Raw genomic sequence first — 19,727 nt, forward strand, 5'->3', positions numbered from 1 at the left:
CCCTTGGTCGGGAAGAGGACCAAGGGCGCGTGTTGTGCAAAAAGGGTGGATAGGTGAATTCGCATGAGATTTCACCCGGATTTATCCGAGAAAACGCACATAAATTTCCTCTATCGAGACGAATTGTTGGGTTTGAAACGCTCCGCGATAACGGGATAAAGTGTTCCCCACGCGTGAACTTGGTCAAGCAGCTCGCCATCAAGAGCAAAACTCGGCGTTAAATTGATGCCTAACTCTTTCCGGTCAGCCGCGCTTTCTTGCAACAGCTTTTGGGCCGCTGCATCGTCGCTAAGGCAGGTAGTGATGTCCATGCGAGACACACCGCGCTCAGCGAGCATATCATCAAGATCAAGTGCCGCGGCCATGCTGATGCGCGCCGATCTGTTACCACTTCCCCAAGTCGATGTCTGCAATCTGGGTGCAGTTCGTGCTTTCTCCAGCCAAGTTTTTTGCTGCAACAGATACATACGGTGGCGGTTTTTGAAGTCTTCTGTGCCGCCGCATTGGACGAGCATTGAGACAGTCAGGTCAACCATATTACGGATAATAGGGCGCACTTCGACGTTCATATGACCCGGCGCAAGCAGAGCCAGATCCAGCGCACCTTCGCCCTCGCGAGCGAATGCTGCACAGCTCCCACAAGTGTAGCTGATCCATTCGATCAATGAGGCTTCGGCCTCTGGGTTGCCGATTTTAAAGCCGTGTTCTGTCCGGACGACTTCGGCATGCCACGCGGCGCGGCGACCGCTGTTGACGAATGCGCTTGGCGGATCTTTAAGCTGGTTTTCAGCCTCAACCTGATTGCGCTCTTGAGCCGTTACGGCGCCTGCGAATGTCAAACCGATTGCACTTACCGCAATGAGGCCTGCGCGTTTGAAACTTCTCATCTCTTGTCGTCTTTCTTGTCATCACCAAGGTTCCGCGCGAGAGACTCAAGCACGGTGCGCAGTTCTGGATCCCCAATATCCCGCAAAGAGTCGCCCAATTCCATTGGTATGGGTTTAAGAGACGGCGGCGGTTTGGGGCGCTCTTCACCAGATGGCGGCTTAACCTCGCCTTGCCTGATTTTAGCGCGCGCAACGGCCTTGTATCCGAAAAACCGGTTTACCCGCTCAATAATCTCGGGGAGCACCTGTTGGATCAACGGCGCATGGGCAGGCTTTACCACCAATTGCAGTATGCCTTCGGACTTCTCTCCGGGAGGAAACCGAATGGCTTCGGGAGAACATACAAGCGCATGGGTGGGGCCCACAATTTCGGGCCAGCGGGTTACGACTGAACTTTGCACAAAACCGAAGCGGCGAAAAGCGGTACGGCCGATTTCTGGCATAAGGTCGCCAATTGCCTTTGCCCCCCGGCCACGCGGACGGGTGTATGGCTTGCCTGCTTTCTTGCGGCTCTTTGCGCCCGTTCCCTTGCTGCCCGTTCCCTTGCTGCCCGTTCCCTTGTTGGGGGTCTTTTTGTCGGTGTCGCTTCCCATGGTGCAAGTGCCCATGCCATAACCGGCCTGTGACCGCCACCATCTCAATGACGCTTTTGGACTGGTATGACGTGCATGCACGCAATTTACCTTGGCGTGTGCCGCCGGGCGCAGAGCGTCCGAATGATCCTGCCTATCCTTATAGGGTGTGGCTATCTGAGGTGATGCTTCAACAGACCACGGTTACGGCGGTGAAACCGTATTTCGAGAAATTCACAGCCATTTGGCCAACGGTGTTCGATCTTGCCAAGGCGAACGACGAAGACGTCATGGCGGCTTGGGCGGGGCTGGGATATTATTCGCGGGCGCGCAATCTGGTGAAATGCGCGCGGGCTGTGGCAGCGCGAGGAGGTTTCCCTGAAACCGAAGCGGAATTGTTGAAACTGCCGGGGCTGGGCGCGTACACGGCGGCGGCCATTGCCAGCATCGCCTTTGGCAAGCGCGCGGTGGTCGTCGATGCGAATGTTGAACGAGTGATGTCACGTCTGTTCAATATCGAAGAGCCATTGCCGCGGGCGCGCAAGGCCATTCGCAAGTATGCAGATAAGGTCACACCTGCAATTCGTGCGGGCGATTTTGCCCAAAGCATGATGGATTTGGGTTCGCAGATTTGCACCAATAGAGCGCCGCGTTGCCTGCTGTGCCCTCTGCTAAATATGTGCAAAGGCAATGCGGCAGGTGAGCCTGAACGATTACCCGTCAAACCACCCAAAAAGGCCAAGCCTGCGCGGTCCGGTACTGCCTATTGGATCGAACGAGAGGGCAAGGTCTGGCTTGTAAAACGGCCTGGCACAGGGATGCTGGGCGGGATGCGCAGTCTTCCTGATGATGGCTGGAGCGCGCAAGCCGACGGCACAGGCGATGCGCCCATTGATGGCGATATGAAGAGCCTAGGCGCCGTGCGGCACAGTTTCACCCATGCGCATTTGACGCTTGAACTTGTTCGAATTGCTGGGGAACAAATTCCTGCAGGTGAAGGCGAATGGTGGTCTGTGAGCCAAATCGAAGAGGCGGGTCTTCCCACGCTTTTCGCGAAGGCTGCGCGGTTGGCGATAGCTTAGATAAACCCGCCGCCAATAGCCAAGCGCACTGCGGCGATTAGGAAGACCACGAGACAGAAATTTCTGCCTCCATCGCTAGACGATAGGGCGCCAAAGATAATTCCGATTACAATCAACGGCATGGCCAACCAATTGCCCCAACCAAGAAACGGAATGGTCGAGGGGATGACGATCACAAGGCTGATAAGCCCAAAAAGATAAGCAAGAAGATTTCCCATGTGTGTTATATGAGTATAACACCAAAGAATTTCAAGGCCTCAGACGACAGGTCAGACAAGCGGGCCTTTCCAGTCCCAAATCACAACGTAATTGACCATTCAGCTCTGCTCCCCCAAGAGATACAAAACGCGCAAAGCGCCTGATCGGAGAGAGACCCTTGGCTTATCGTAACTTCGCAAACACAGATTTTTCACGCCGCTCCTTGTTTCGCGGCAGCGCCTTTGCCGCTGCGGGGGCAACGCTTGCAAGCTTGCCTTTTGGGCGCGAATTGCTTGCTCACAGTGTTGATGAAAGCTGGCCTAATGTTGCGGCAATGGCGAAGAGATATGTCGACGAGAAAAAAGTCGCACAAATGTACCTCACTTTCGGCTGGGGCCAAGACGATCACGCACACCATGTGGGCGGGGGCACTTTGGCGTTGAATTCGCAGCAAGAGGTCGACGAGAACTCGCTCTACCGTATCTATTCAATGACCAAGCCGATTACTGGCATGGCGGCGATGATCCTGATCGACGAAGGTAAGCTTGGCCTTGATCAGCCGATCTACGAATTCCTGCCTGCTTACAAAGACATGATGGTGCAGGTAGAATATGACGGCGCGATCACTGAAGATAATCTAGAGCCTGCGAAAACTCCCATCACTGTGCGTCATCTGCTGACCCACACTGCGGGTATTGGTTATGGCATCATCCAAAAGGGTCCGATTGTTGAGGCTTACAACAACGCTGGGGTTGTCGCTGGCCGCGTAACGCGCTTGCCTATTCCGGGCATCTTCCGCGGCGATCCTGCGCCAAGCCTCGAAGCTTTTGCGGATGAACTCGCTAAGTTCCCTCTTGTGCTGCAACCAGGCACGAAATTCAGCTATTCCATGGGTCTCGATCTGCTTGGCCGCGTGATCGAAGTCGCCGCTGGCCAGCCATTTGACGAATTCCTGAAAGAGCGCATTTTCGGTCCATGCGGCATGGACAGCACGGCATTTTTCGTGGCGCCTGAGAATGTCGATCGCTTCACGGACAATTACGGGCTTCTAAACGGCAGCGCTTTCCCGATCGATCCAGCGGCAAGCTCGGTTTATCTGGAGAAGGGCGCATTCCCAACTGGCGGTGCGGGCCTTGTGTCTTCACCCAAAGATTATGACCGCTTCCTGCGTATGCTGCTTGGCTACGGTAAGCTTGGTGACAAGCGTGTGATGAGCGAAGCGGCTGTACGCAAAGGCGTCTCGAACCTCTTCCCCGAAGGCACTGACCTTGTGGGCACTTGGATGGAAGGTCAGGGCCACGGCGCCGGTGGCCGCAGCGTCAATGGCACATTTGGTTGGGGCGGCGCGGCAGGCACACTTGCTGCTGTCGACTACAATCTGAACCTTCGTGCGTGCCTGTTCACCCAGTACATGCCGTCTGACGCCTTGCCGATTCGCGATGAATATATGGCCGCACTTGAGGCCGATACAGCTGCGATGCGCGCCAAGAAAGTGGCTTAATGGCCGAACGAATGGGGCGCTATCAGGGGCAAATATCCTTTGCCGGCTCGCCGCTTGACCGGGCAGACAATATCCGCGCGGACCGTGATGCGCTTGGCGGGTTGATGAATTGGAAGGCAAAGTTCCTTCTGCTCGATCAACTCATGCCGCTGCTTGATGATGCAGGGCGGCTTAGCTGGGGCACTTTGGCCGATGCGCCTGAGGACGCAGAGCTTGTGTTCTTGGGCCTCGATCGTGAGGGTGGAGGCGAGAAAGCCTGTTTCGCCGCCGTTCCTGCCGAAGGCGATGCCGCCCCGCGTATGGCCAACCCGCGTTTGTGGGCGCTTATGGCGAATCTCGATCCGGGTGATCTGGCGCTGTATGGCGGCGCGCGAAGCCTTATCGATTGGCATGCGCGCCATCGCCATTGTGCGCAGTGCGGTGCGCCCACCAAAATGGCCAAAGGCGGCTGGCAGCGCAACTGCGACAATTGCGGTGCTCAGCATTTTCCGCGCACTGATCCGGTGACCATTATGCTCTCCGAATATGAGGGCAAACTCATGCTTGGGCGCGGCAAAAACTGGCCCGAAGGCCGGTTTTCGGCGCTTGCGGGTTTTGTCGAGCCAGGTGAAACCATTGAAGAGGCGGTTGCGCGAGAAGTTTTCGAAGAGGCGGGCGTTCGCGTCCGCGATGTCGAATACGTCGCTAGCCAGCCTTGGCCGTTTCCAAGCCAGTTGATGATCGCGTGCCATTCGTATGCGGATGATGACGCACTGACAATTGACGAGACTGAAATGGCAGAGGTCAAATGGTTTGAGCGCGCAGATGTTGCGAGCGCTTTGAAAGGCGAGGGGCCATTCCACGCGCCGCCGCCTCATGCAATTGCGCATAATTTGATGGCTTGGTGGTTGGAGAAAACAGCATGAACGCCCAAAAACTGACAATCGACATTTATTCTGATGTCATGTGCCCATGGTGCGCGATTGGATATGGCCAGCTTAATCAAGCGCTTGGATCACTCGAAGGCGAGATTGAGGCGGAGATCCGCTGGCGCCCGTTTGAACTCAACCCTGACATGCCAAAGACGGGCGAGGAGCAGGAGGCGCATCTCACCCGCAAATATGGCCGTTCCGCAGAAGAAGGCGCGAAGGTGCGCGGGCAAATGCGCTCTATTGCCGAAAGTGCGGGGGTCTCGCTCACCTATGAAGGCGGCGACGAGCCAGCGCCGCCTGCAATGATGTGGAACACGCGCGATTGTCACAAACTTTTGGGACTGGCGCTCGAACAGATGGGGCCGCAGGTTCAAACCAAGCTTAAACTTGCCCTGTTTGAGGCGCATTTCAACCAGCGCAAAGATTTGTCGGATCACGGTGTGCTGCTCGATATTGCAGCGGGTGTTGGCGTCCACAGGGGCGCGGCAAAGGCGGCGCTGGAAGATGAAGAGCTTGAAGCGCGCGTGATCGCCGAAGAACGCCAAGCGTGGGATCTCAATATCTCTGGCGTGCCCGCCATGATCATCAATGAGAAATTTATGGTGCCCGGCGCGCAAGGGCCAGAGACCTATGTCAACGTCCTAAGGAAAGTGGCTGAGAAGTCGCGAGCCTGAATGGCGGCTGGTAATCAGGGGAAGGGGCGCGAATGAGCGAATTTGACCCGAAAACCGCCGTCATTACTGGCGGGGCGAGCGGAATTGGCCTTGGCCTTGCACGCGGATTGGCTGCACGCGGCGTTCGGGTGATGATCGCGGATTTGCCCGGTGATAAGCTGGATGCTGTAGCGGTTGAGGGCTTTGACGCGCAGCCTTGCGACGTTTCCGACCTGGCGCAAGTAGAGGCCTTTGCAAGGGCCGCCTTCACGCAGTTCGAAGCGGTCGACCTCGTCTTTAACAACGCTGGCGTAGGCGGACCCCATGGCAAATTATGGGAAGTCGACCCAGAGGCCGCCCGCGCACATTTTGACATCAATTTTTGGGGTGTATGGAACGGATGCCGTGCTTTTGCCCCGCGTCTTGCCGCGCAGGCCGCCCCATCCGCCATGTACAACACCGGCAGCGAGAACAGCCTGTTCCCCGCCTTCCCGCAAACCGCCGCCTATATCGGGGCAAAACACGCGGTGTTGGGCATCACTGAAAGTATGCGCGAAGACCTGCCGCCGCATGTTCATTTGGGTATGATCATTCCCGGCTGGGTCTTCACTGACATAGGCCCGGAAAAAGCCATGCGCCGCGCTCTTCCGGTTGCGGATTATATTGAGGTCATCCTCCCACAAATCCTTGCTCTCAGACGTTTTGTGGTGAGCCATGGGTACAATCAGGTCCGCATCGCGGAACGCATGGATGAGCTGACCGCTAGTTATCAGCAATTTGCGAGCGCAATTGCAGATGACGAACAATATGATGTTCGATTGATGTTTGATAGAATGCAGCGCAGGAATGCTGAGAAGAGATGGAGTTAGGGGAAGCACAATGGGGAAATCGGCGAAAAGCCTATTCGTGGTGGCATTGGTCACGGTGATCGCGGTCGCGTTTTCAGGGTTTGCAGGATCGGGCAGTGTCGAAGTGTTTGGCAGGCCTTCAATGTATCTCGCAGGTTGGCTTGCTTTGGCGATTAACTGGCTTGCCTTCATCCCATCTGCTGCGGCGAAGAGCGACAAGTTCTATGACACCATCGGCGCGGTCACCTATCTGTCGGTAACGGCCTTTGCGGTTTATGCGGCAATCGGCTTTCACGGCGATCTCGATGTTCGCAGCATGGTTGTGGCCGGAATGGTAGCGATCTGGTGCATCCGCCTTGGTTCATTCCTTTACACGCGCATTCACGCAGCAGGCGGTGCAGACAGCCGGTTTGAGAAAATTCGTGTGAACCCGGCCCGCTTCCTTGTCGCTTGGACCTTGCAAGGCCTTTGGGCTATCCTGACGGGGTCGGCTGCGGTTGCGATTATAACTTCGGAAACGCGCGCACCAATTGGTGCTTTCTTCTATGCAGGCGCCGCGATTTGGCTGCTTGGATTCGTGTTTGAAAGTGTCGCCGATTCTCAAAAAAGCGCGTTCAAAAAGGATACATCGAACGTTGGCAAATTTATCAATGTCGGCCTTTGGAGTTGGTGCCGTCACCCCAATTATTTTGGTGAAATCACATTGTGGTTTGGCATCCTTGTGATCGCCATTCCGGTGCTTTCGGGGCTTTCATGGCTCGTCGTGATTTCGCCTGTCTTTGTATTCCTGCTGCTTACCCGGATAAGCGGAATTAATTTGCAAGATGCGCAAGCCAAAGCACGTTGGGGCGATAATACCGCCTATCAAGCGTACCGCAAAAAAACGCCTGCTTTGTTCCCCAAACCGCCGGCTGGATAATTCGCCAGAATTGTGGTCAAATAACCATACGATAGATCCGCCAAGGGGATCGTCATAAATGAGAGGAAAGCCTTATGGCCCGCACGTCTGTCCCTAGTGTATTTGTTGCTGTTTCTGCCTTCACATTGCTCGCCGCGTGCAGCGGTGAGGCAGGTGATACGGTTGAGGAAATCGCTGTTCCTTCTGGTGATGCGCCTGCCGAAATCGTGCAGCGTCAGGACAATTTCGAAGCCATCGGCGACAGCTTCAAAACGATCCGCGAGCAGCTGGAATCAGAAGCGCCAGATTTTGCCGTGATCACTCCGGCGGCGGCTGACATTAATGAGCGTTTGCAGCGATTGCCCGGCCTCTTTCCGGAAGGGTCGAGCATGGAGGCAGGTCATGACACAGAGGCGCTGGCTGTGATTTGGGAAGATCCCGATGGCTTTGCCGAAGTACAAGAACAAGCGGTTGCCGCCAGCGCCGACATGATGGCAGCAGCAGCGACCGGCGATGCAGAAGCGGTGGGCGGTCAGGTGGGCAACCTTGGCCTCAACGGGTGTAAAGCGTGCCACGACAAATACCGCGTCGAACAAGAGTAATTTGACGCCGGGCAAACCCACTATGGCAACGCATGCAGTGAAGATATGGGATTGGCCGGTGCGTTTGACGCACTGGTCATTCGCTCTGCTTTTGCCTGCAATGTATCTTACCGCTGATAATTCTGAGTGGGGCTGGCACATGCGGCTGGGCCATGTGCTCTTGGCGCTCATCATCTTCCGAGTGATTTGGGGAGTGATCGGCACGGATACGGCGCGGTTTTCCAGCTTTGTTAAAGGGCCCGGCGCGGTGCTTAGATACCTTCGCGCTGAGCTCTCTCATAAGGAGTATAAGGGGCACACCCCTTTGGGCGCGCTCGCGGTTTTGGCTTTGCTCGGTTTGACCCTAGCGCAGGTTGGCATGGGGCTTTTTGCAGGCGACCCTTACGATGGAGCGACGGGACCATTGAACTCGCTAGTGGGCGTGGGAACAGCCGATTTCCTAACCGATACGCACGAATGGTTTTACTACGCCGTCTTCGGAATGGTGGGCCTGCACATCGCGGCGGTCGTGTATTACAGAGCGTTCCAAGCGCAGAAGCTGATCGGCCCAATGATTGGCGGTAAGGGTGAGAAGGCGCTCAGCGTTGAGGACAATACGCCCGCACCATGGGGCAGGGCGCTAGGCGCGCTGGCTGTGTCAGGGGCAATCGCGTTTTGGGTGTATTCGGGCGCGCCGGGGTTGATCTAAGCCCTCATACGTTTTCCACTATTGCCTCAAATCAATCCCAATCGTTCCAGCTTGCCTGCCAGTTTCCCGGGCAGCGCATCGCCGATATCTTCACCCTCATCCAAATCGCGTGGTGGTTCACCTTTTAGGTAACGCCAACCTTGGTGGGCGCGTTTGGGGCGGGGGTGAATACGGATGAGTTCGGGCTTCATCTCGATTAACCAGCGTCCATCATCGGTTTGGGAGAACCCCAGGATTTCGGAACGCGCAACCAGCGAGTGCTGATGTATCCAATAGAGCGAGCCGCCTATGCACTGTTCCCATTTTGTGGGGCGGTATTTGGTGGTGAGGCGGGGCGAACGCTTACCGCCTTGATACCAACTCTCAAGCTCGGCGTAGCTCTTTGCACCATAAGCGATTTTTGTGAGGTGTAGGGGCATGTTTGAAAGATAGCGCACCTGCGCTCAAGCTCAACCCAGCGGGGCCAATCCAGCCACAACTGCGAGGCCCAAAAACGCCAAAAAGCCCATGGAATCAGTGATCATGGTGACAAAAACGGATGATGCAACTGCCGGGTCTTGGCCCATGCGTTCAAATCCAACCGGCACCAGCACACCTGCAAGGCCGGATACAGCGATGTTAATCACCATAGCCAATGCAATCACGGCGCCCATTTCCGGGCCAAACAATATGCCCGCTGCTATACCGATAAGGACCGCGACCGTACCGCCATTTAGCAGCGCCACACGAAGTTCGCGCCAGACAATACGCCACGTGTTTGCCCGCGTCAGTTGATTGGTTGCAATCGCGCGCACGACCACGGCCATGGTCTGCGTACCTGCATTGCCGCCAATGCTTGCCACGATTGGCATCAACACTGCGAGCGCCACCAATTTCTCAATCGCAGCGCCAAAGAATGCGATGATGGCCGAGGCCACTACCGCCGTTCCAAGGTTCGCCACCAGCCAGCGAACACGGCTGGAATAGGCTTCTTTGATCGGTTCGTTAATGTCGCCATCACCTGCGCCGGAAAGAAGCAGTGCGTCCTCGCCCGCCTCTTCGGAGATGATGTGCACAATGTCATCGACTGTGATCTGCCCGACCAAACGTCCGCTTTCATCGACCACAGCAGCCGAGATCAGGGCGTATTTCTGGAACATCAAGGCGACTTCTTCCTGATCGGTCGTTACCGGGATCAGGGTCTGATCGCGTTTCATCACATCAGTGAGCGCGATATTGCGCGGCGTTGTGAGGATCCAATTAAGCGCGCAGGTGCCCACCGGGTGATGCGATGCATCGACGACGAAAACTTCCCAGAAATCATGCTCCAGATCACCTTCTTCGCGCAGGTAATCGATAAGATCGCCCACGCTCATATGCTCTGGCACCGCCATAAAGTGGCGGTTCATCAGGCGCCCGGCTGTCTCCTCTGGATAAGATAGCGCGCTTTCAACTGCGGCCTGTGTTTCAGGCCCAAGCTCGGCGATGATCGCCTTTTGGTCGTCTTCGTCAAGGTCTTCGAGCAATTGGACCGCATCATCGGTTTCCAACTGCTCTGTGATGGTGGCAACGTCCTCTGGTGCGAGGGCCTCCATCATCAATTCGCGCACGTGGTCGTTAAGCTCCGCGACCACTTCGGGCGTCATCAGATCGGTGAGGGCCGCCGCAAAAGTTTCCCGGTCGCTTTCGTCGATAAGCTCAACAAGGTCGGCAATGTCCGCGGGGTGGAGCGGTTCGACAAGTTCGTACACCGCCACTTGATCGCCGCGTTCCAACGCACCGCGCACCGCGCTCACAAAGGATGGCTTCAACCGATTCTCTTCGTCGTGCCGTTCGTCATCGATCCGGTCATCGGGGTGCACTTCGACTTCGTCTGCCTCAATCGGCAGCAGACCTTCATCGAGAGAGCTTTGATCGACCATGGTTGAGAGGGTCTAGGGCCCGCGCCTTCAAAAGCAAGCATACGCTTGCGACTAGTGGGTGACAGGAGCGCTGAATCCACTATATCACCGGCCAAACTTTCAGGAGATATTTGAAAATGGCCGATACACTCACTTTCACGCTCGACACCGGTGATGGGACGAGCAAAGACGTTGTTATCAAACTGCGCCCTGATCTGGCCCCCGGTCACGTTGCGCGCATCACCGAACTTGCCAGCGAAGGTTTTTACGACGGCGTGGTATTCCACCGCGTAATCCCGGGTTTTATGGCGCAAGGCGGCGATCCCACCGGTACCGGAATGGGCGGCAGTGAAAAACCCGATCTTAAGGCCGAATTTAACGCAGAACCGCATGTCGAGGGCACATGTTCAATGGCGCGTTCGCAAATGCCCGACAGCGCAAACTCACAATTCTTCATCTGTTTTGAAGATGCGCACTTCCTCGACGGTCAATACACCGTTTGGGGCCAAGTCGAAAGCGGCATGGAACACGTCCACGCGCTTCCAAAAGGCGAACCACCCCAGGCACCGGGCAAGATTGTTAAGGCGAGCGTTGCGTAAGCATTTGATATGGATCGGTGTTGCGGGCGCACAGCTTGCAACACCAGTCTCCGTTGCTGCCGACCACCCCGATTCAGAGATCGTAGGCGAGATGTCAAATAGACTATCGACGACTATTGAGATACTTGAAAGCGATGCGTCCGAGGAAGCAATTCAACGTCTGACCGACTTGATAAATCAAGGTCAGAACGCCGCAGAGGAATACTCCTCCGAAAGGCGGAAAAGTCGGGAAACCGAGACAAGATCGGAAGAATACCAGCTCCGCAAAGCAGCAGTTGAGGCGATTGTTGAAGAGATCAATTCTCATTCGCCAATGAAAGTCGATTGGCTCTGGCTGGTGACGCTTTACGGCTGGTCGAGCTCCGAAGAAGTCGCCCAAGGTTGGGCAATCGACTTTCCTGATCCAATCGTTGATCTTAACGTGGATGAAATTCGCGCACTCCTTGATAGGGTCGACAAGCATGCTAGCTCCAATAAGCTTGATCGCTTCCTTTGGTTTCTTGATGAGTCGCTTGGTAAGGCTTTCAGTACTGGCTTGATTTTCTATCCGTATCGCGAATGGGATAACGAAGAGCTTGCCCAAGAGATCGTCAAACGCCGGGATATCATTGAGACAGGTGGACAAGGCGAACTGGATGCGTACGAGCTTGATGTTGCCCAAGAAGTTTGGACCAATTTGGAGTCCGAATATTGGTCGCTCCAATGGGCCTCTTCGAGGCTGTATCCCGATGATCGTTCGCTTCGACATGAAAAGTTAGAAGAACGACATCAGTTGGCAAAAGAACATTCCAGCGCGAATCCAAACGACTGAGCCACTGAGTAACAGCACATTGAAACTATCAGTCCGACCATTGCTTTTAGGGCTCCTCCTCACTCTTTCCGCCTGCGCAACTTTCCCCGATATCTCCCAATCACGATCCCCGTGCCGGATGGAGCCGGGTGGGTGGTGTTCCTTTGTGCGTGAGGGGGCAGTGGAGGCTTACCCCTATGCAGTCGCCTCGCTTCAGGCTTATGTGGGTGATGGCGATCTATACACCGCGCCCATTCCCATGTTGGAGCAGTTGGAGGCGCTGCCCATTGATGAGGATGCGAGCGACAAGGGCTTTGGCTATGCCTTGTTCAATCAGTTTGCGCCCGGCACTTCAGAATTAGAAAACCGACAGCCTATCGCGCGCGTGCTGGCCTTTCGCGGGACCGATTTCGATGGGTTCTCAGATATTTTCTACGGCAGTTTGCGCAATGACCAGATCAATTTGGCGGTTGAGACATTCGCAGCAGAAGCGGCGCGTTTCGATGACAGTGTGCCTTGGGTGGTCACGGGGCATTCGCTAGGCGGGGCGCTGGCGACGGAGGTCTCCGTCGCGAACCCGCAAGTGCGCGCCTTTATGTTCAACACTTCGCCCTTTTACGGGGGCGATGCCATGTCCAATGATGTTCGGCGCACGGTGTTCAACGAACGCGGAGAGCTTTTGCGGCGCTTTGCCAAGTTTAAATCCGCGCCTGCTGCCGAAGTTTACACCATCAATTGCAGGCCGGGCGCAAGCGCGATCAAAAAGCACTCGATGCGTCTGCTCGCTGATTGCCTGACATGGATTGCGGCCTATGCGGACAAGGACGCGCTTCAAATGGTTGAAACCCAAGGGGTTGTACGGCCAAGGGTCGAATGCAAGCGTGATAACCCCGGACACCCGGGCATCGGTCACCGCGAGATCACGCCATGCGTTCACCAATCGCGTCCTGATAAAGAGATTTCGCCGGACGAAGCTGATGATTGAACCGGGCCCGACTTCCCGCTAGGTGCGCTTCAATCATGAAACCGACCACAGACCCCCGCGTGGCTCCTAATGAGAGCCCCAAGACCTACCGCGTCAAAAGCTTCGGCTGTCAGATGAACGTCTATGATGGCGAACGTATGGGCGAGCTTCTCGATGAAAAAGGCCTGTCGCCTGCGCCAGAGGGCGAGGATGCGGATCTTGTCGTGCTCAACACCTGCCATATTCGCGAGAAAGCGGCGGAAAAGATTTACTCCGACATTGGCCGCCTGACCAAAGGCAAGACCCAGAAGAAGGCACCGATGATCGCGGTGGCTGGCTGCGTGGCGCAAGCCGAGGGCGAAGAGATCATGACGCGCGCGCCTGCTGTGTCGATGGTTGTGGGGCCGCAGGCGTACCACCGCCTTCCAGATATGCTGGATTCAGCGGTTGCGGGTAAGCGCGCGACTGACACCGATATGCCTGCAATTGCGAAGTTCGGCGCGCTGCCGCAGCGCAAGCGGCGTTCGCCAACGGCATTTCTTACCGTTCAAGAGGGCTGCGACAAGTTTTGCACCTATTGCGTTGTGCCCTACACACGCGGCGCCGAAATCTCGCGGCCTTTCAATGATTTGATCGGCGAAGCACGCAAGCTAATTGAAGCGGGCGCACGCGAAATCACCTTGCTTGGACAGAATGTCAACGCTTGGGCGGGCGAGGATGATGCAGGGCGTCCTGTCGGTCTTGCTGGCCTGATCCGGGCCATTGCAAAGCTCGATGGGGTAGAGCGCATTCGCTACACCACGAGCCACCCCAACGACATGGAAGATGACCTCATCGCGGCACATGGCGAGGTCGAAAGCCTTATGCCGTATCTGCATTTGCCTGTGCAATCGGGCAATGACCGTGTGCTCAAGGCAATGAACCGTGCGCATACGGCAGAGAGTTATCTGAAACTGCTTGAACGGTTCCGCGAGGCCCGTCCCGATATTGCCCTGTCAGGCGACTTTATCGTCGGCTTCCCCGGTGAGACCGAAGCCGAGTTCGAAGACACTCTGAGCCTTGTTGACGAAGTGCGCTACAGCCAAGCGTTCAGCTTTAAATACTCGCCGCGTCCGGGCACCCCGGCGGCGGCGATGGACAATCAAATTGCGCGCGATGTGATGGATGATCGTCTTCAACGTCTCCAAGAGCGGCTAAACCGTGATCAGCGTGCCTTTAATGACGCTTTGCAAGGTAAGACTTGCGACATTTTGGTTGAGCGTAAGGGTAAACTTCCCGGACAATGGCTTGGCAAATCTCCTTGGCTCACCAGCGTCTGGTTCTCCGATGAAAATGGGGGCAAGACTGAGATCGGTGACATGGTGCGGGTCAATCTTGTCGATGCAGGGCCCAACTCAATTGAAGGCCGCCTGATCTAATCTTCCCCGGTGTTTAACGGCCCGCGTTTTGGGCATCTTGGTTTTTCAATATCGGCAGATAGCGATCCGCTGCGCCGCGAAGGCCGCGTGCATTCTCTTCAATCTGTTCTTTTACAGACCGGGCAATGTCGCCGGGCAGAAGATCACAGACCATAATGCAAGGCGGTGCGCCGCCCCGCGCAGCTGCAAGGCGAGAGCGTGCGAGAAGATTGATTTGACGTCCGATCCGTGACTTTCCACCATCATATGCCCCCTTCAAACTTGCCAAGATGCCTCGGAAGCCTACCTTTGCGACTCACAGATATCTTTTCCCCTGTTGCCAACTCTTCAGCGGGAAGGGCGTAAGCGCAAAGGACGTTATGGGACGCAGACCCACAAAACAGACCGCAGACACGATTGATCCAACAGTCGTACCCGAGGCCATCAATCTAAACGAGCCCGATGACGAAGGCGGGCGCGCCAAGGCCGAGCTCTCCTTTGAAAACCAATCGCTTTTGGGAACTTTGTTCGGGCAGTTCGATGCCAATCTGGTGCAGGTGGAAAACCGGCTCAATGTCTACATCCATGCACGCGGCGACAAAGTTCTGATTGAGGGGACGCCCGATGCCGTGGGGCGAGCGCGAGAGACACTCACCACCATGTACGACCGGCTTGCCAAGGGACAGGACTTGGATAGCGGGGCAATTGAATCGCTGATCGCAATGTCGAACGAGCCTACATTGGAAGGCATCATAAGCGGCGATAGCCAAGAGCCGCCAATCATGATTAGGACGCGCCGCAAAACGATTGTGCCGCGCTCTGCCATGCAAATCTCATACATGCGCAGTTTGACCCGCGACGACATTATCTTCGCGCTTGGTCCAGCCGGAACCGGCAAGACCTATATCGCGGTTGCACAGGCCGTAAGCCAACTTATCAGCGGCAGCGTCCAGCGCCTGATCCTGTCGCGACCTGCGGTTGAAGCAGGCGAAAAACTTGGCTTTCTTCCCGGCGATATGAAGGACAAGGTCGATCCCTATTTGCGGCCCCTGTATGATGCGCTCAATGACTGCATGCCGCCCGAACAGGTCGAGCGCCGCATTGCATCGGGTGAGATCGAAATCGCGCCTATCGCCTTTATGCGCGGGCGCACGCTGGCCGATGCTTTTGTGATCTTGGACGAGGCGCAAAACACCACGCGCGAGCAAATGAAGATGTTCCTCACTCGCTTTGGCCAGAACAGCCGGATGGTGATTTGCGGCGATCCCAAACAGGTCGACATCCCCGGAGGCGACCGCATGAGCGGTCTCGCCGATGCGGTCGGCAAGCTTGAAGGCGTCGATGGTTTCGGCACCATCCGCTTCACCGCTGCCGATGTGGTCCGCCACCCGATTGTGGGCCGAATTGTCGAGGCTTACGAGGGCGAGTGATTTGCCTACCTAAGCTTGGGTAAAAGCGTGAGGTCCGCTTCCAAATCGACAAGAAGTCAAAGCGGACGTGGATTCCATATTCCGAAAATGGCGGCTAACGATCCAAAAATGGCCGCAGATAGTTCGTTCGAAATAGATCAGTTACGAAACCTACGTCCGATCTGAAAACCAACTTATTGGGGTTTGACAAACATAGGACCAGAAACGGTTGATGAGAAGCTAGTGTTTGATCACCGAGACATGTGTCCCAGCCAACATGGTCCAGTTTTGCTGGTTCCTTTTTGATTTTGCTTGAGACATCAAGATGTAGCCATCTTCAACATGCCGATAAGGAAAAGCTATATCTTGCACCGCGCTAGTAGCCCAGCTGCCGTAGAGAGGCGTACTGATATGAACAATGAATTGAGTTGGCTGAGTCTTGGGAACGCTGGTTGTCTGTATTGCTATCGGCACGCTAGGAAATTGAACAAACTTCTTTCCATTCCTAAAATCAAATACCTCGACTTCTAAAATGACGAGTTGCCCTAGGGCTCTTGAACCTGAGATGGACGTGTTCTTGATATGGCAAAGCCCATCTTCACGACTTTTTAAATATTTCACATTGTTGCCGGATTTTGCTCTGAGAAAAACGGTGCAAGTTGCATTTGAATTTCCGCGCCCTTCAGGTTGGACGTACTCAATGCTGCTTGATGACTCGCTTGTGTCTAAGTCCACCACTTCGCGCTCGGTTTGTGCGAGAGCAAATGAGGAAGGAAGCGCTAGCAAGACGATTAGAACGCAGCAGAATGCACAGCTAAAGATTTTTGATATTTTGTACATTTGTAGATATGCACCTATAACTTCTTATTAGCTCTCAAAAAGACAATATTAGATTATTAGTTGCTTTGAGAACCTCAGCCACGCATATAACAGAGCGATGGTTTCGTCACGCCAAAATATTAAAATAACAAATGTGAAGGCAAGAGTTTTAGCTTGGTAGTGTCCGCCACACCCCAGTTTTGGACTTGCTGACATTCCCGAAATTAGGTCCGTTCTTGGGGAGTTGCTTCAACGCCACCTACTCCCGCGATCGAAGTCGAGAAAGGGCATTGCCGAATACTCTACCGGGCAGTTTTGTTGTGAGGCGAACTTGCCTTTGAAATGCTTCATGATGAGCAAACGCGGCTGAAACGCACGCTTTCCTACTGCGCCGGTGTTGGACTATGCAGTGCGCTATGAACCCTGCTTCTCCATCCAATTTACCCCGTCAGACCAGCGAGAAAATTGCGCCAAAGGTTTTTCTTCCTTTGGACAGTGTGTCATGTGTGTCAAAACTTTCGTTAAATGATTTTAATTCAATGAGATGCCCGTGCAGTTAGAAATTGACCTTGAAGATTGGCCTAAAGGTGATGGGCCGGATGATTTTTGGGAGGCACTGGTTGGCGATTGCGCAAAGGCCATTGGCGAAGTCGCGTCTGAACTTACGAACGCGCGCCTGCACACCAGTGTCCTTTTCACTTCCGATGAAGAAGTCCACACACTCAACCGCGAGTGGAGAGACCGGGATAAGCCCACAAATGTGCTCAGCTTTCCCATGCTCACCCGCGATGAGCTTTTAGAGCTGGGCCCCGATGGGCCTCCGGCAATGCTGGGCGATATTGCGTTGGCGTATGGAACTTGCGCGCGCGAAGCGGCAGAAAAAGGCATCGCGCTTAACCATCACGCCGCGCATCTCATCATCCACGGACTGCTGCATCTGGCCGGCTTTGATCATGTTCATTCAGACGAAGAGGCCGAGGCAATGGAGCATTTGGAGATAGCGGCTCTTGCCAAAATGGGCATAGGGGACCCATATGGGGACCGTAGCATCAACGACAAAACGTCGTAGGGCCCTAAGGAGCACATCAGGGAGCAAAATGCCCGATAGCAGTAGCAGCACCGCCGCGGGAGACGCGGAGAGTAGCAGCGGCATATGGGCCGCACTCAAAAAGATGGTTGGCGTCGATGAGGCGAACCGTTCTTTGCGAAAAACGCTCGAGGAGAAAATCGACGAGCATGAAGGCGAGAATGGCGACCATTCTGATACGAGCAGCGCGGATGGAACGGGCAATGGTGATCTATCGCCGGTTGAACGCCAAATGCTGCGTAACCTGCTGCACTTTTCTGAACATGATGCAGATGATGTTGCTGTCCCTCGCGGGGAGATCGTTGCGGTAGATGCAGCGCTGAGCTGGGATGAACTGGTCGCTGCTTTTGCTGAACACGGACACTCGCGCATGCCGGTGTACCGCCATACTTTGGATGAAGTGATCGGCATGGTGCACATTAAGGATGTGTTTGCTTACCTTGCGAAGGGTAAAGCGCCGCCGAGCGATTGGACTGTCCTGATGCGCCAGCCGCTTTATGTCCCGCAAACGCGCGGGGCCTTGGATGTGCTGGCGGATATGCGCCTTCGGCGTGTACACTTGGCGGTTGTTGTTGATGAGTTTTCGGGGACCGATGGTCTCATCACCATTGAAGATCTGGTTGAGGAAATCGTCGGCGAGATTGAAGATGAGCATGATGAAACGCCCGAAGAGCTGATCGTTCCGATCGGACAGGGTATGTGGGACTGCGATGCGCGTGCGGAGTTGGATGATGTGGCGAGCACTGTCGATCCGCGCTTGGCCGAAGTCGAGGAAGCGGTGGATACGCTGGGCGGTCTTGCTTTCGTTCTTGCAGAGGCGGTGCCATCCATTGGCTCTGTGCTGGAACATCCCAGCGGATGGCGCATTGAAGTTACTGCTGGAGATGAAACCCATGTGAAACGCCTGCGGCTTCACGCTCCTGAGGATCAGTCCAGCGAGAAGGGATCGCAGTAACGTCATCGGATTTGGGCTTCTTGAAAATACATTTCACTTTCTTGCATCACGGTCTAGTGACCATGCGTAGTCCCTTGCAAAGAAGCTAATGCTTATGCCGTCACGTCGCCTTCCCCCTCTGCGAGCGCTCGAAGCTTTTATGCGCACGGTCCGCCTTGGCTCTGCCCGCGCGGCTGCAGAGGAGATTAGCCTAAGCCCATCGGCGCTGTCTCGGCGGATTACCAATCTCGAAGAATTTGTTGGCAAAAAGCTGTTCACTCGGGCGCGTCAATCCATGCAGCTGACCGATGAAGGTCAGGCCTTTTATGAAGCGGTGAACCCGCATATGGAGGCACTTACTCGGGCGGTTGAAAGCCAGTCTGACAATATCGCGCTATTGCGGCTGCGTTTGGGCGTGCTTCCAATGTTCGGGAGCCAACGGTTGTTCCCGCGTCTTGGCGAATTGCGCAAACGTCATCCTTTACTCCACATCGACATCGACACCGCCCCCCATCTTGAGGACCGTGTTGGTGATACGCTGGATGCGGCGATTATCCTGTCTCGCGGACCGGCGAGCGGGCTTCACGCCGTGCGTTTGGACCACAACCTTGTCCACGCAATATGTTCGCGCGCAGCAGCTGGGGTGATCGGTGAAGAGATGAGCGCGGAGATGCTTTCCAAGCAGACATTCCTCATTCACAACGAATTGCCAGAAAGTTTCGTCGCCTGGAAAAAGGCCAACGAGCTTGAAGATCTAGAGCCGGCGGCCATTGATCATTACGATTCAGGTGCGTTGATGATCGAAGCGGCGGCGCAAGGGCTTGGAATTGCAATAATGCATGATGATCACCTGCGAAGAGCAGCCGATAATCGTTTAACCAATTTACCTGGCCCCGATGTGCACAGCCCGTACAGTTATTGGTTCGTATGCAAGCCAACTGCGCTTGAATCGCGGCCGGTGCGGCTCTTCCACGATTGGTTGGTCCGCGCGGACTTGTAGTCGGTTTG

General features: G+C 55.2%; 23 protein-coding genes. 16 read left to right on the forward strand and 7 right to left on the reverse strand.

Translation table 11 applies throughout. The features are described from left to right. Positions 1–110: 110 nt before the first annotated feature. Positions 111–887: a thioredoxin domain-containing protein gene (locus ABJ205_RS13150; protein ID WP_348157282.1), complete on the reverse strand. Its 777-nt coding sequence runs from the start codon at positions 885–887 to the stop codon at positions 111–113. Beyond that, positions 884–1,480: a DciA family protein gene (locus ABJ205_RS13155; RefSeq protein ID WP_348157284.1), complete on the reverse strand. Its 597-nt coding sequence runs from the start codon at positions 1,478–1,480 to the stop codon at positions 884–886. The genes ABJ205_RS13150 and ABJ205_RS13155 overlap by 4 nt, the downstream gene beginning before the upstream one ends. Positions 1,481–1,527: 47 nt before the next feature. Here ABJ205_RS13155 and ABJ205_RS13160 point away from each other — a divergent pair, with 47 nt between their 5' ends. After that, positions 1,528–2,541, forward strand: coding sequence for an A/G-specific adenine glycosylase (locus ABJ205_RS13160; RefSeq protein ID WP_348157461.1), 1,014 nt, complete (start codon positions 1,528–1,530; stop codon positions 2,539–2,541). Here the strand turns inward: ABJ205_RS13160 and ABJ205_RS13165 are convergent. Then, positions 2,538–2,759, reverse strand: coding sequence for a hypothetical protein (locus tag ABJ205_RS13165; protein ID WP_348157286.1), 222 nt, complete (start codon positions 2,757–2,759; stop codon positions 2,538–2,540). The genes ABJ205_RS13160 and ABJ205_RS13165 overlap by 4 nt on opposite strands. A 158-nt stretch (positions 2,760–2,917) precedes the next feature. On the opposite strand from ABJ205_RS13165, the gene ABJ205_RS13170 reads away from it, so the two are divergent. From ABJ205_RS13170 to ABJ205_RS13200, 7 genes are all read left to right on the forward strand, one after another. Then, positions 2,918–4,240 carry a serine hydrolase domain-containing protein gene (locus ABJ205_RS13170; RefSeq protein WP_348157289.1) on the forward strand — a complete coding sequence of 441 codons (1,323 nt, stop codon included), beginning with the start codon at positions 2,918–2,920 and terminating at the stop codon, positions 4,238–4,240. After that, the gene (gene nudC, locus ABJ205_RS13175; protein ID WP_348157290.1) at positions 4,240–5,145 is read left to right on the forward strand and encodes an NAD(+) diphosphatase; all 906 of its coding nucleotides are present in this window, start codon (positions 4,240–4,242) and stop codon (positions 5,143–5,145) included. The genes ABJ205_RS13170 and nudC overlap by 1 nt, the downstream gene beginning before the upstream one ends. Continuing rightward, entirely contained in the window at positions 5,142–5,825 is a 684-nt protein-coding gene (locus ABJ205_RS13180) for a DsbA family oxidoreductase (RefSeq protein WP_348157293.1), read from the forward strand. The genes nudC and ABJ205_RS13180 overlap by 4 nt, the downstream gene beginning before the upstream one ends. Positions 5,826–5,857: 32 nt before the next feature. Next, a complete protein-coding gene (locus ABJ205_RS13185; protein WP_348157295.1) occupies positions 5,858–6,673 on the forward strand; it encodes an SDR family NAD(P)-dependent oxidoreductase in 816 nt (271 codons plus the stop codon). Between the two features lie 10 nt (positions 6,674–6,683). Continuing rightward, on the forward strand, positions 6,684–7,571 hold the full coding sequence (locus tag ABJ205_RS13190) for a DUF1295 domain-containing protein (protein ID WP_348157297.1): 888 nt from the start codon (positions 6,684–6,686) through the stop codon (positions 7,569–7,571). Positions 7,572–7,645: 74 nt separating this feature from the next. Further along, a complete protein-coding gene (locus tag ABJ205_RS13195) occupies positions 7,646–8,152 on the forward strand; it encodes a cytochrome c (RefSeq protein ID WP_348157299.1) in 507 nt (168 codons plus the stop codon). Positions 8,153–8,174: 22 nt separating this feature from the next. Further along, the gene (locus ABJ205_RS13200; RefSeq protein WP_348157301.1) at positions 8,175–8,840 is read left to right on the forward strand and encodes a cytochrome b/b6 domain-containing protein; all 666 of its coding nucleotides are present in this window, start codon (positions 8,175–8,177) and stop codon (positions 8,838–8,840) included. Positions 8,841–8,866: 26 nt separating this feature from the next. Here the strand turns inward: ABJ205_RS13200 and ABJ205_RS13205 are convergent, their stop codons facing one another. After that, on the reverse strand, positions 8,867–9,259 hold the full coding sequence (locus ABJ205_RS13205) for a DUF1489 domain-containing protein (protein WP_348157304.1): 393 nt from the start codon (positions 9,257–9,259) through the stop codon (positions 8,867–8,869). Positions 9,260–9,289: 30 nt separating this feature from the next. Continuing rightward, on the reverse strand, positions 9,290–10,741 hold the full coding sequence (mgtE, locus tag ABJ205_RS13210; RefSeq protein WP_348157306.1) for a magnesium transporter: 1,452 nt from the start codon (positions 10,739–10,741) through the stop codon (positions 9,290–9,292). A 116-nt stretch (positions 10,742–10,857) separates the two neighbouring features. On the opposite strand from mgtE, the gene ABJ205_RS13215 reads away from it, so the two are divergent. The 4 genes from ABJ205_RS13215 (at position 10,858) to miaB (ending at position 14,491) form a co-directional block, all read left to right on the forward strand. Continuing rightward, on the forward strand, positions 10,858–11,319 hold the full coding sequence (locus tag ABJ205_RS13215) for a peptidylprolyl isomerase (protein WP_348157309.1): 462 nt from the start codon (positions 10,858–10,860) through the stop codon (positions 11,317–11,319). After that, the gene (locus tag ABJ205_RS13220; RefSeq protein ID WP_348157311.1) at positions 11,312–12,130 is read left to right on the forward strand and encodes a hypothetical protein; all 819 of its coding nucleotides are present in this window, start codon (positions 11,312–11,314) and stop codon (positions 12,128–12,130) included. The genes ABJ205_RS13215 and ABJ205_RS13220 overlap by 8 nt, the downstream gene beginning before the upstream one ends. 160 nt (positions 12,131–12,290) lie before the next feature. Continuing rightward, positions 12,291–13,094, forward strand: a complete 804-nt coding sequence (locus ABJ205_RS13225) for a hypothetical protein (RefSeq protein ID WP_348157314.1) — start codon at positions 12,291–12,293, stop codon at positions 13,092–13,094. 35 nt (positions 13,095–13,129) lie between these two features. Further along, positions 13,130–14,491 carry a tRNA (N6-isopentenyl adenosine(37)-C2)-methylthiotransferase MiaB gene (miaB, locus tag ABJ205_RS13230; RefSeq protein ID WP_348157316.1) on the forward strand — a complete coding sequence of 454 codons (1,362 nt, stop codon included), beginning with the start codon at positions 13,130–13,132 and terminating at the stop codon, positions 14,489–14,491. Positions 14,492–14,504: 13 nt separating this feature from the next. Here the strand turns inward: miaB and ABJ205_RS13235 are convergent, their stop codons facing one another. Continuing rightward, on the reverse strand, positions 14,505–14,759 hold the full coding sequence (locus ABJ205_RS13235) for a hypothetical protein (protein WP_348157319.1): 255 nt from the start codon (positions 14,757–14,759) through the stop codon (positions 14,505–14,507). Between the two features lie 91 nt (positions 14,760–14,850). On the opposite strand from ABJ205_RS13235, the gene ABJ205_RS13240 reads away from it, so the two are divergent. Beyond that, the gene (locus tag ABJ205_RS13240) at positions 14,851–15,900 is read left to right on the forward strand and encodes a PhoH family protein (protein WP_348157322.1); all 1,050 of its coding nucleotides are present in this window, start codon (positions 14,851–14,853) and stop codon (positions 15,898–15,900) included. Positions 15,901–16,119: 219 nt separating this feature from the next. Here the strand turns inward: ABJ205_RS13240 and ABJ205_RS13245 are convergent, their stop codons facing one another. Next, the gene (locus ABJ205_RS13245; protein WP_348157324.1) at positions 16,120–16,719 is read right to left on the reverse strand and encodes a hypothetical protein; all 600 of its coding nucleotides are present in this window, start codon (positions 16,717–16,719) and stop codon (positions 16,120–16,122) included. A 529-nt stretch (positions 16,720–17,248) separates the two neighbouring features. Here ABJ205_RS13245 and ybeY point away from each other — a divergent pair. The 3 genes from ybeY (at position 17,249) to ABJ205_RS13260 (ending at position 19,719) form a co-directional block, all read left to right on the forward strand. Further along, positions 17,249–17,767: an rRNA maturation RNase YbeY gene (ybeY, locus tag ABJ205_RS13250; RefSeq protein ID WP_348157326.1), complete on the forward strand. Its 519-nt coding sequence runs from the start codon at positions 17,249–17,251 to the stop codon at positions 17,765–17,767. Between the two features lie 28 nt (positions 17,768–17,795). Then, positions 17,796–18,740: a hemolysin family protein gene (locus ABJ205_RS13255; RefSeq protein WP_348157328.1), complete on the forward strand. Its 945-nt coding sequence runs from the start codon at positions 17,796–17,798 to the stop codon at positions 18,738–18,740. Positions 18,741–18,834: 94 nt separating this feature from the next. Then, entirely contained in the window at positions 18,835–19,719 is an 885-nt protein-coding gene (locus ABJ205_RS13260) for a LysR substrate-binding domain-containing protein (protein ID WP_348157330.1), read from the forward strand. Positions 19,720–19,727 lie beyond the last annotated feature (8 nt).

The sequence above is a fragment of the Erythrobacter sp. genome (assembly GCF_039988855.1).
Lineage (GTDB): Bacteria > Pseudomonadota > Alphaproteobacteria > Sphingomonadales > Sphingomonadaceae > Erythrobacter.

Coding starts and splice junctions, on each gene's coding strand:
- ABJ205_RS13150 (WP_348157282.1), bottom strand. CDS start 887: ATGAGAAGTTTCAAACGCGCAGGCCTCATTGCGGTAAGTGCAATCGGT.
- ABJ205_RS13155 (WP_348157284.1), bottom strand. CDS start 1,480: ATGGGAAGCGACACCGACAAAAAGACCCCCAACAAGGGAACGGGCAGC.
- ABJ205_RS13160 (WP_348157461.1), top strand. CDS start 1,528: ATGACGCTTTTGGACTGGTATGACGTGCATGCACGCAATTTACCTTGG.
- ABJ205_RS13165 (WP_348157286.1), bottom strand. CDS start 2,759: ATGGGAAATCTTCTTGCTTATCTTTTTGGGCTTATCAGCCTTGTGATC.
- nudC (WP_348157290.1), top strand. CDS start 4,240: ATGGCCGAACGAATGGGGCGCTATCAGGGGCAAATATCCTTTGCCGGC.
- ABJ205_RS13180 (WP_348157293.1), top strand. CDS start 5,142: ATGAACGCCCAAAAACTGACAATCGACATTTATTCTGATGTCATGTGC.
- ABJ205_RS13185 (WP_348157295.1), top strand. CDS start 5,858: ATGAGCGAATTTGACCCGAAAACCGCCGTCATTACTGGCGGGGCGAGC.
- ABJ205_RS13190 (WP_348157297.1), top strand. CDS start 6,684: ATGGGGAAATCGGCGAAAAGCCTATTCGTGGTGGCATTGGTCACGGTG.
- ABJ205_RS13195 (WP_348157299.1), top strand. CDS start 7,646: ATGGCCCGCACGTCTGTCCCTAGTGTATTTGTTGCTGTTTCTGCCTTC.
- ABJ205_RS13200 (WP_348157301.1), top strand. CDS start 8,175: ATGGCAACGCATGCAGTGAAGATATGGGATTGGCCGGTGCGTTTGACG.
- ABJ205_RS13205 (WP_348157304.1), bottom strand. CDS start 9,259: ATGCCCCTACACCTCACAAAAATCGCTTATGGTGCAAAGAGCTACGCC.
- mgtE (WP_348157306.1), bottom strand. CDS start 10,741: ATGGTCGATCAAAGCTCTCTCGATGAAGGTCTGCTGCCGATTGAGGCA.
- ABJ205_RS13215 (WP_348157309.1), top strand. CDS start 10,858: ATGGCCGATACACTCACTTTCACGCTCGACACCGGTGATGGGACGAGC.
- miaB (WP_348157316.1), top strand. CDS start 13,130: ATGAAACCGACCACAGACCCCCGCGTGGCTCCTAATGAGAGCCCCAAG.
- ABJ205_RS13240 (WP_348157322.1), top strand. CDS start 14,851: ATGGGACGCAGACCCACAAAACAGACCGCAGACACGATTGATCCAACA.
- ABJ205_RS13245 (WP_348157324.1), bottom strand. CDS start 16,719: ATGTACAAAATATCAAAAATCTTTAGCTGTGCATTCTGCTGCGTTCTA.
- ABJ205_RS13255 (WP_348157328.1), top strand. CDS start 17,796: ATGCCCGATAGCAGTAGCAGCACCGCCGCGGGAGACGCGGAGAGTAGC.
- ABJ205_RS13260 (WP_348157330.1), top strand. CDS start 18,835: ATGCCGTCACGTCGCCTTCCCCCTCTGCGAGCGCTCGAAGCTTTTATG.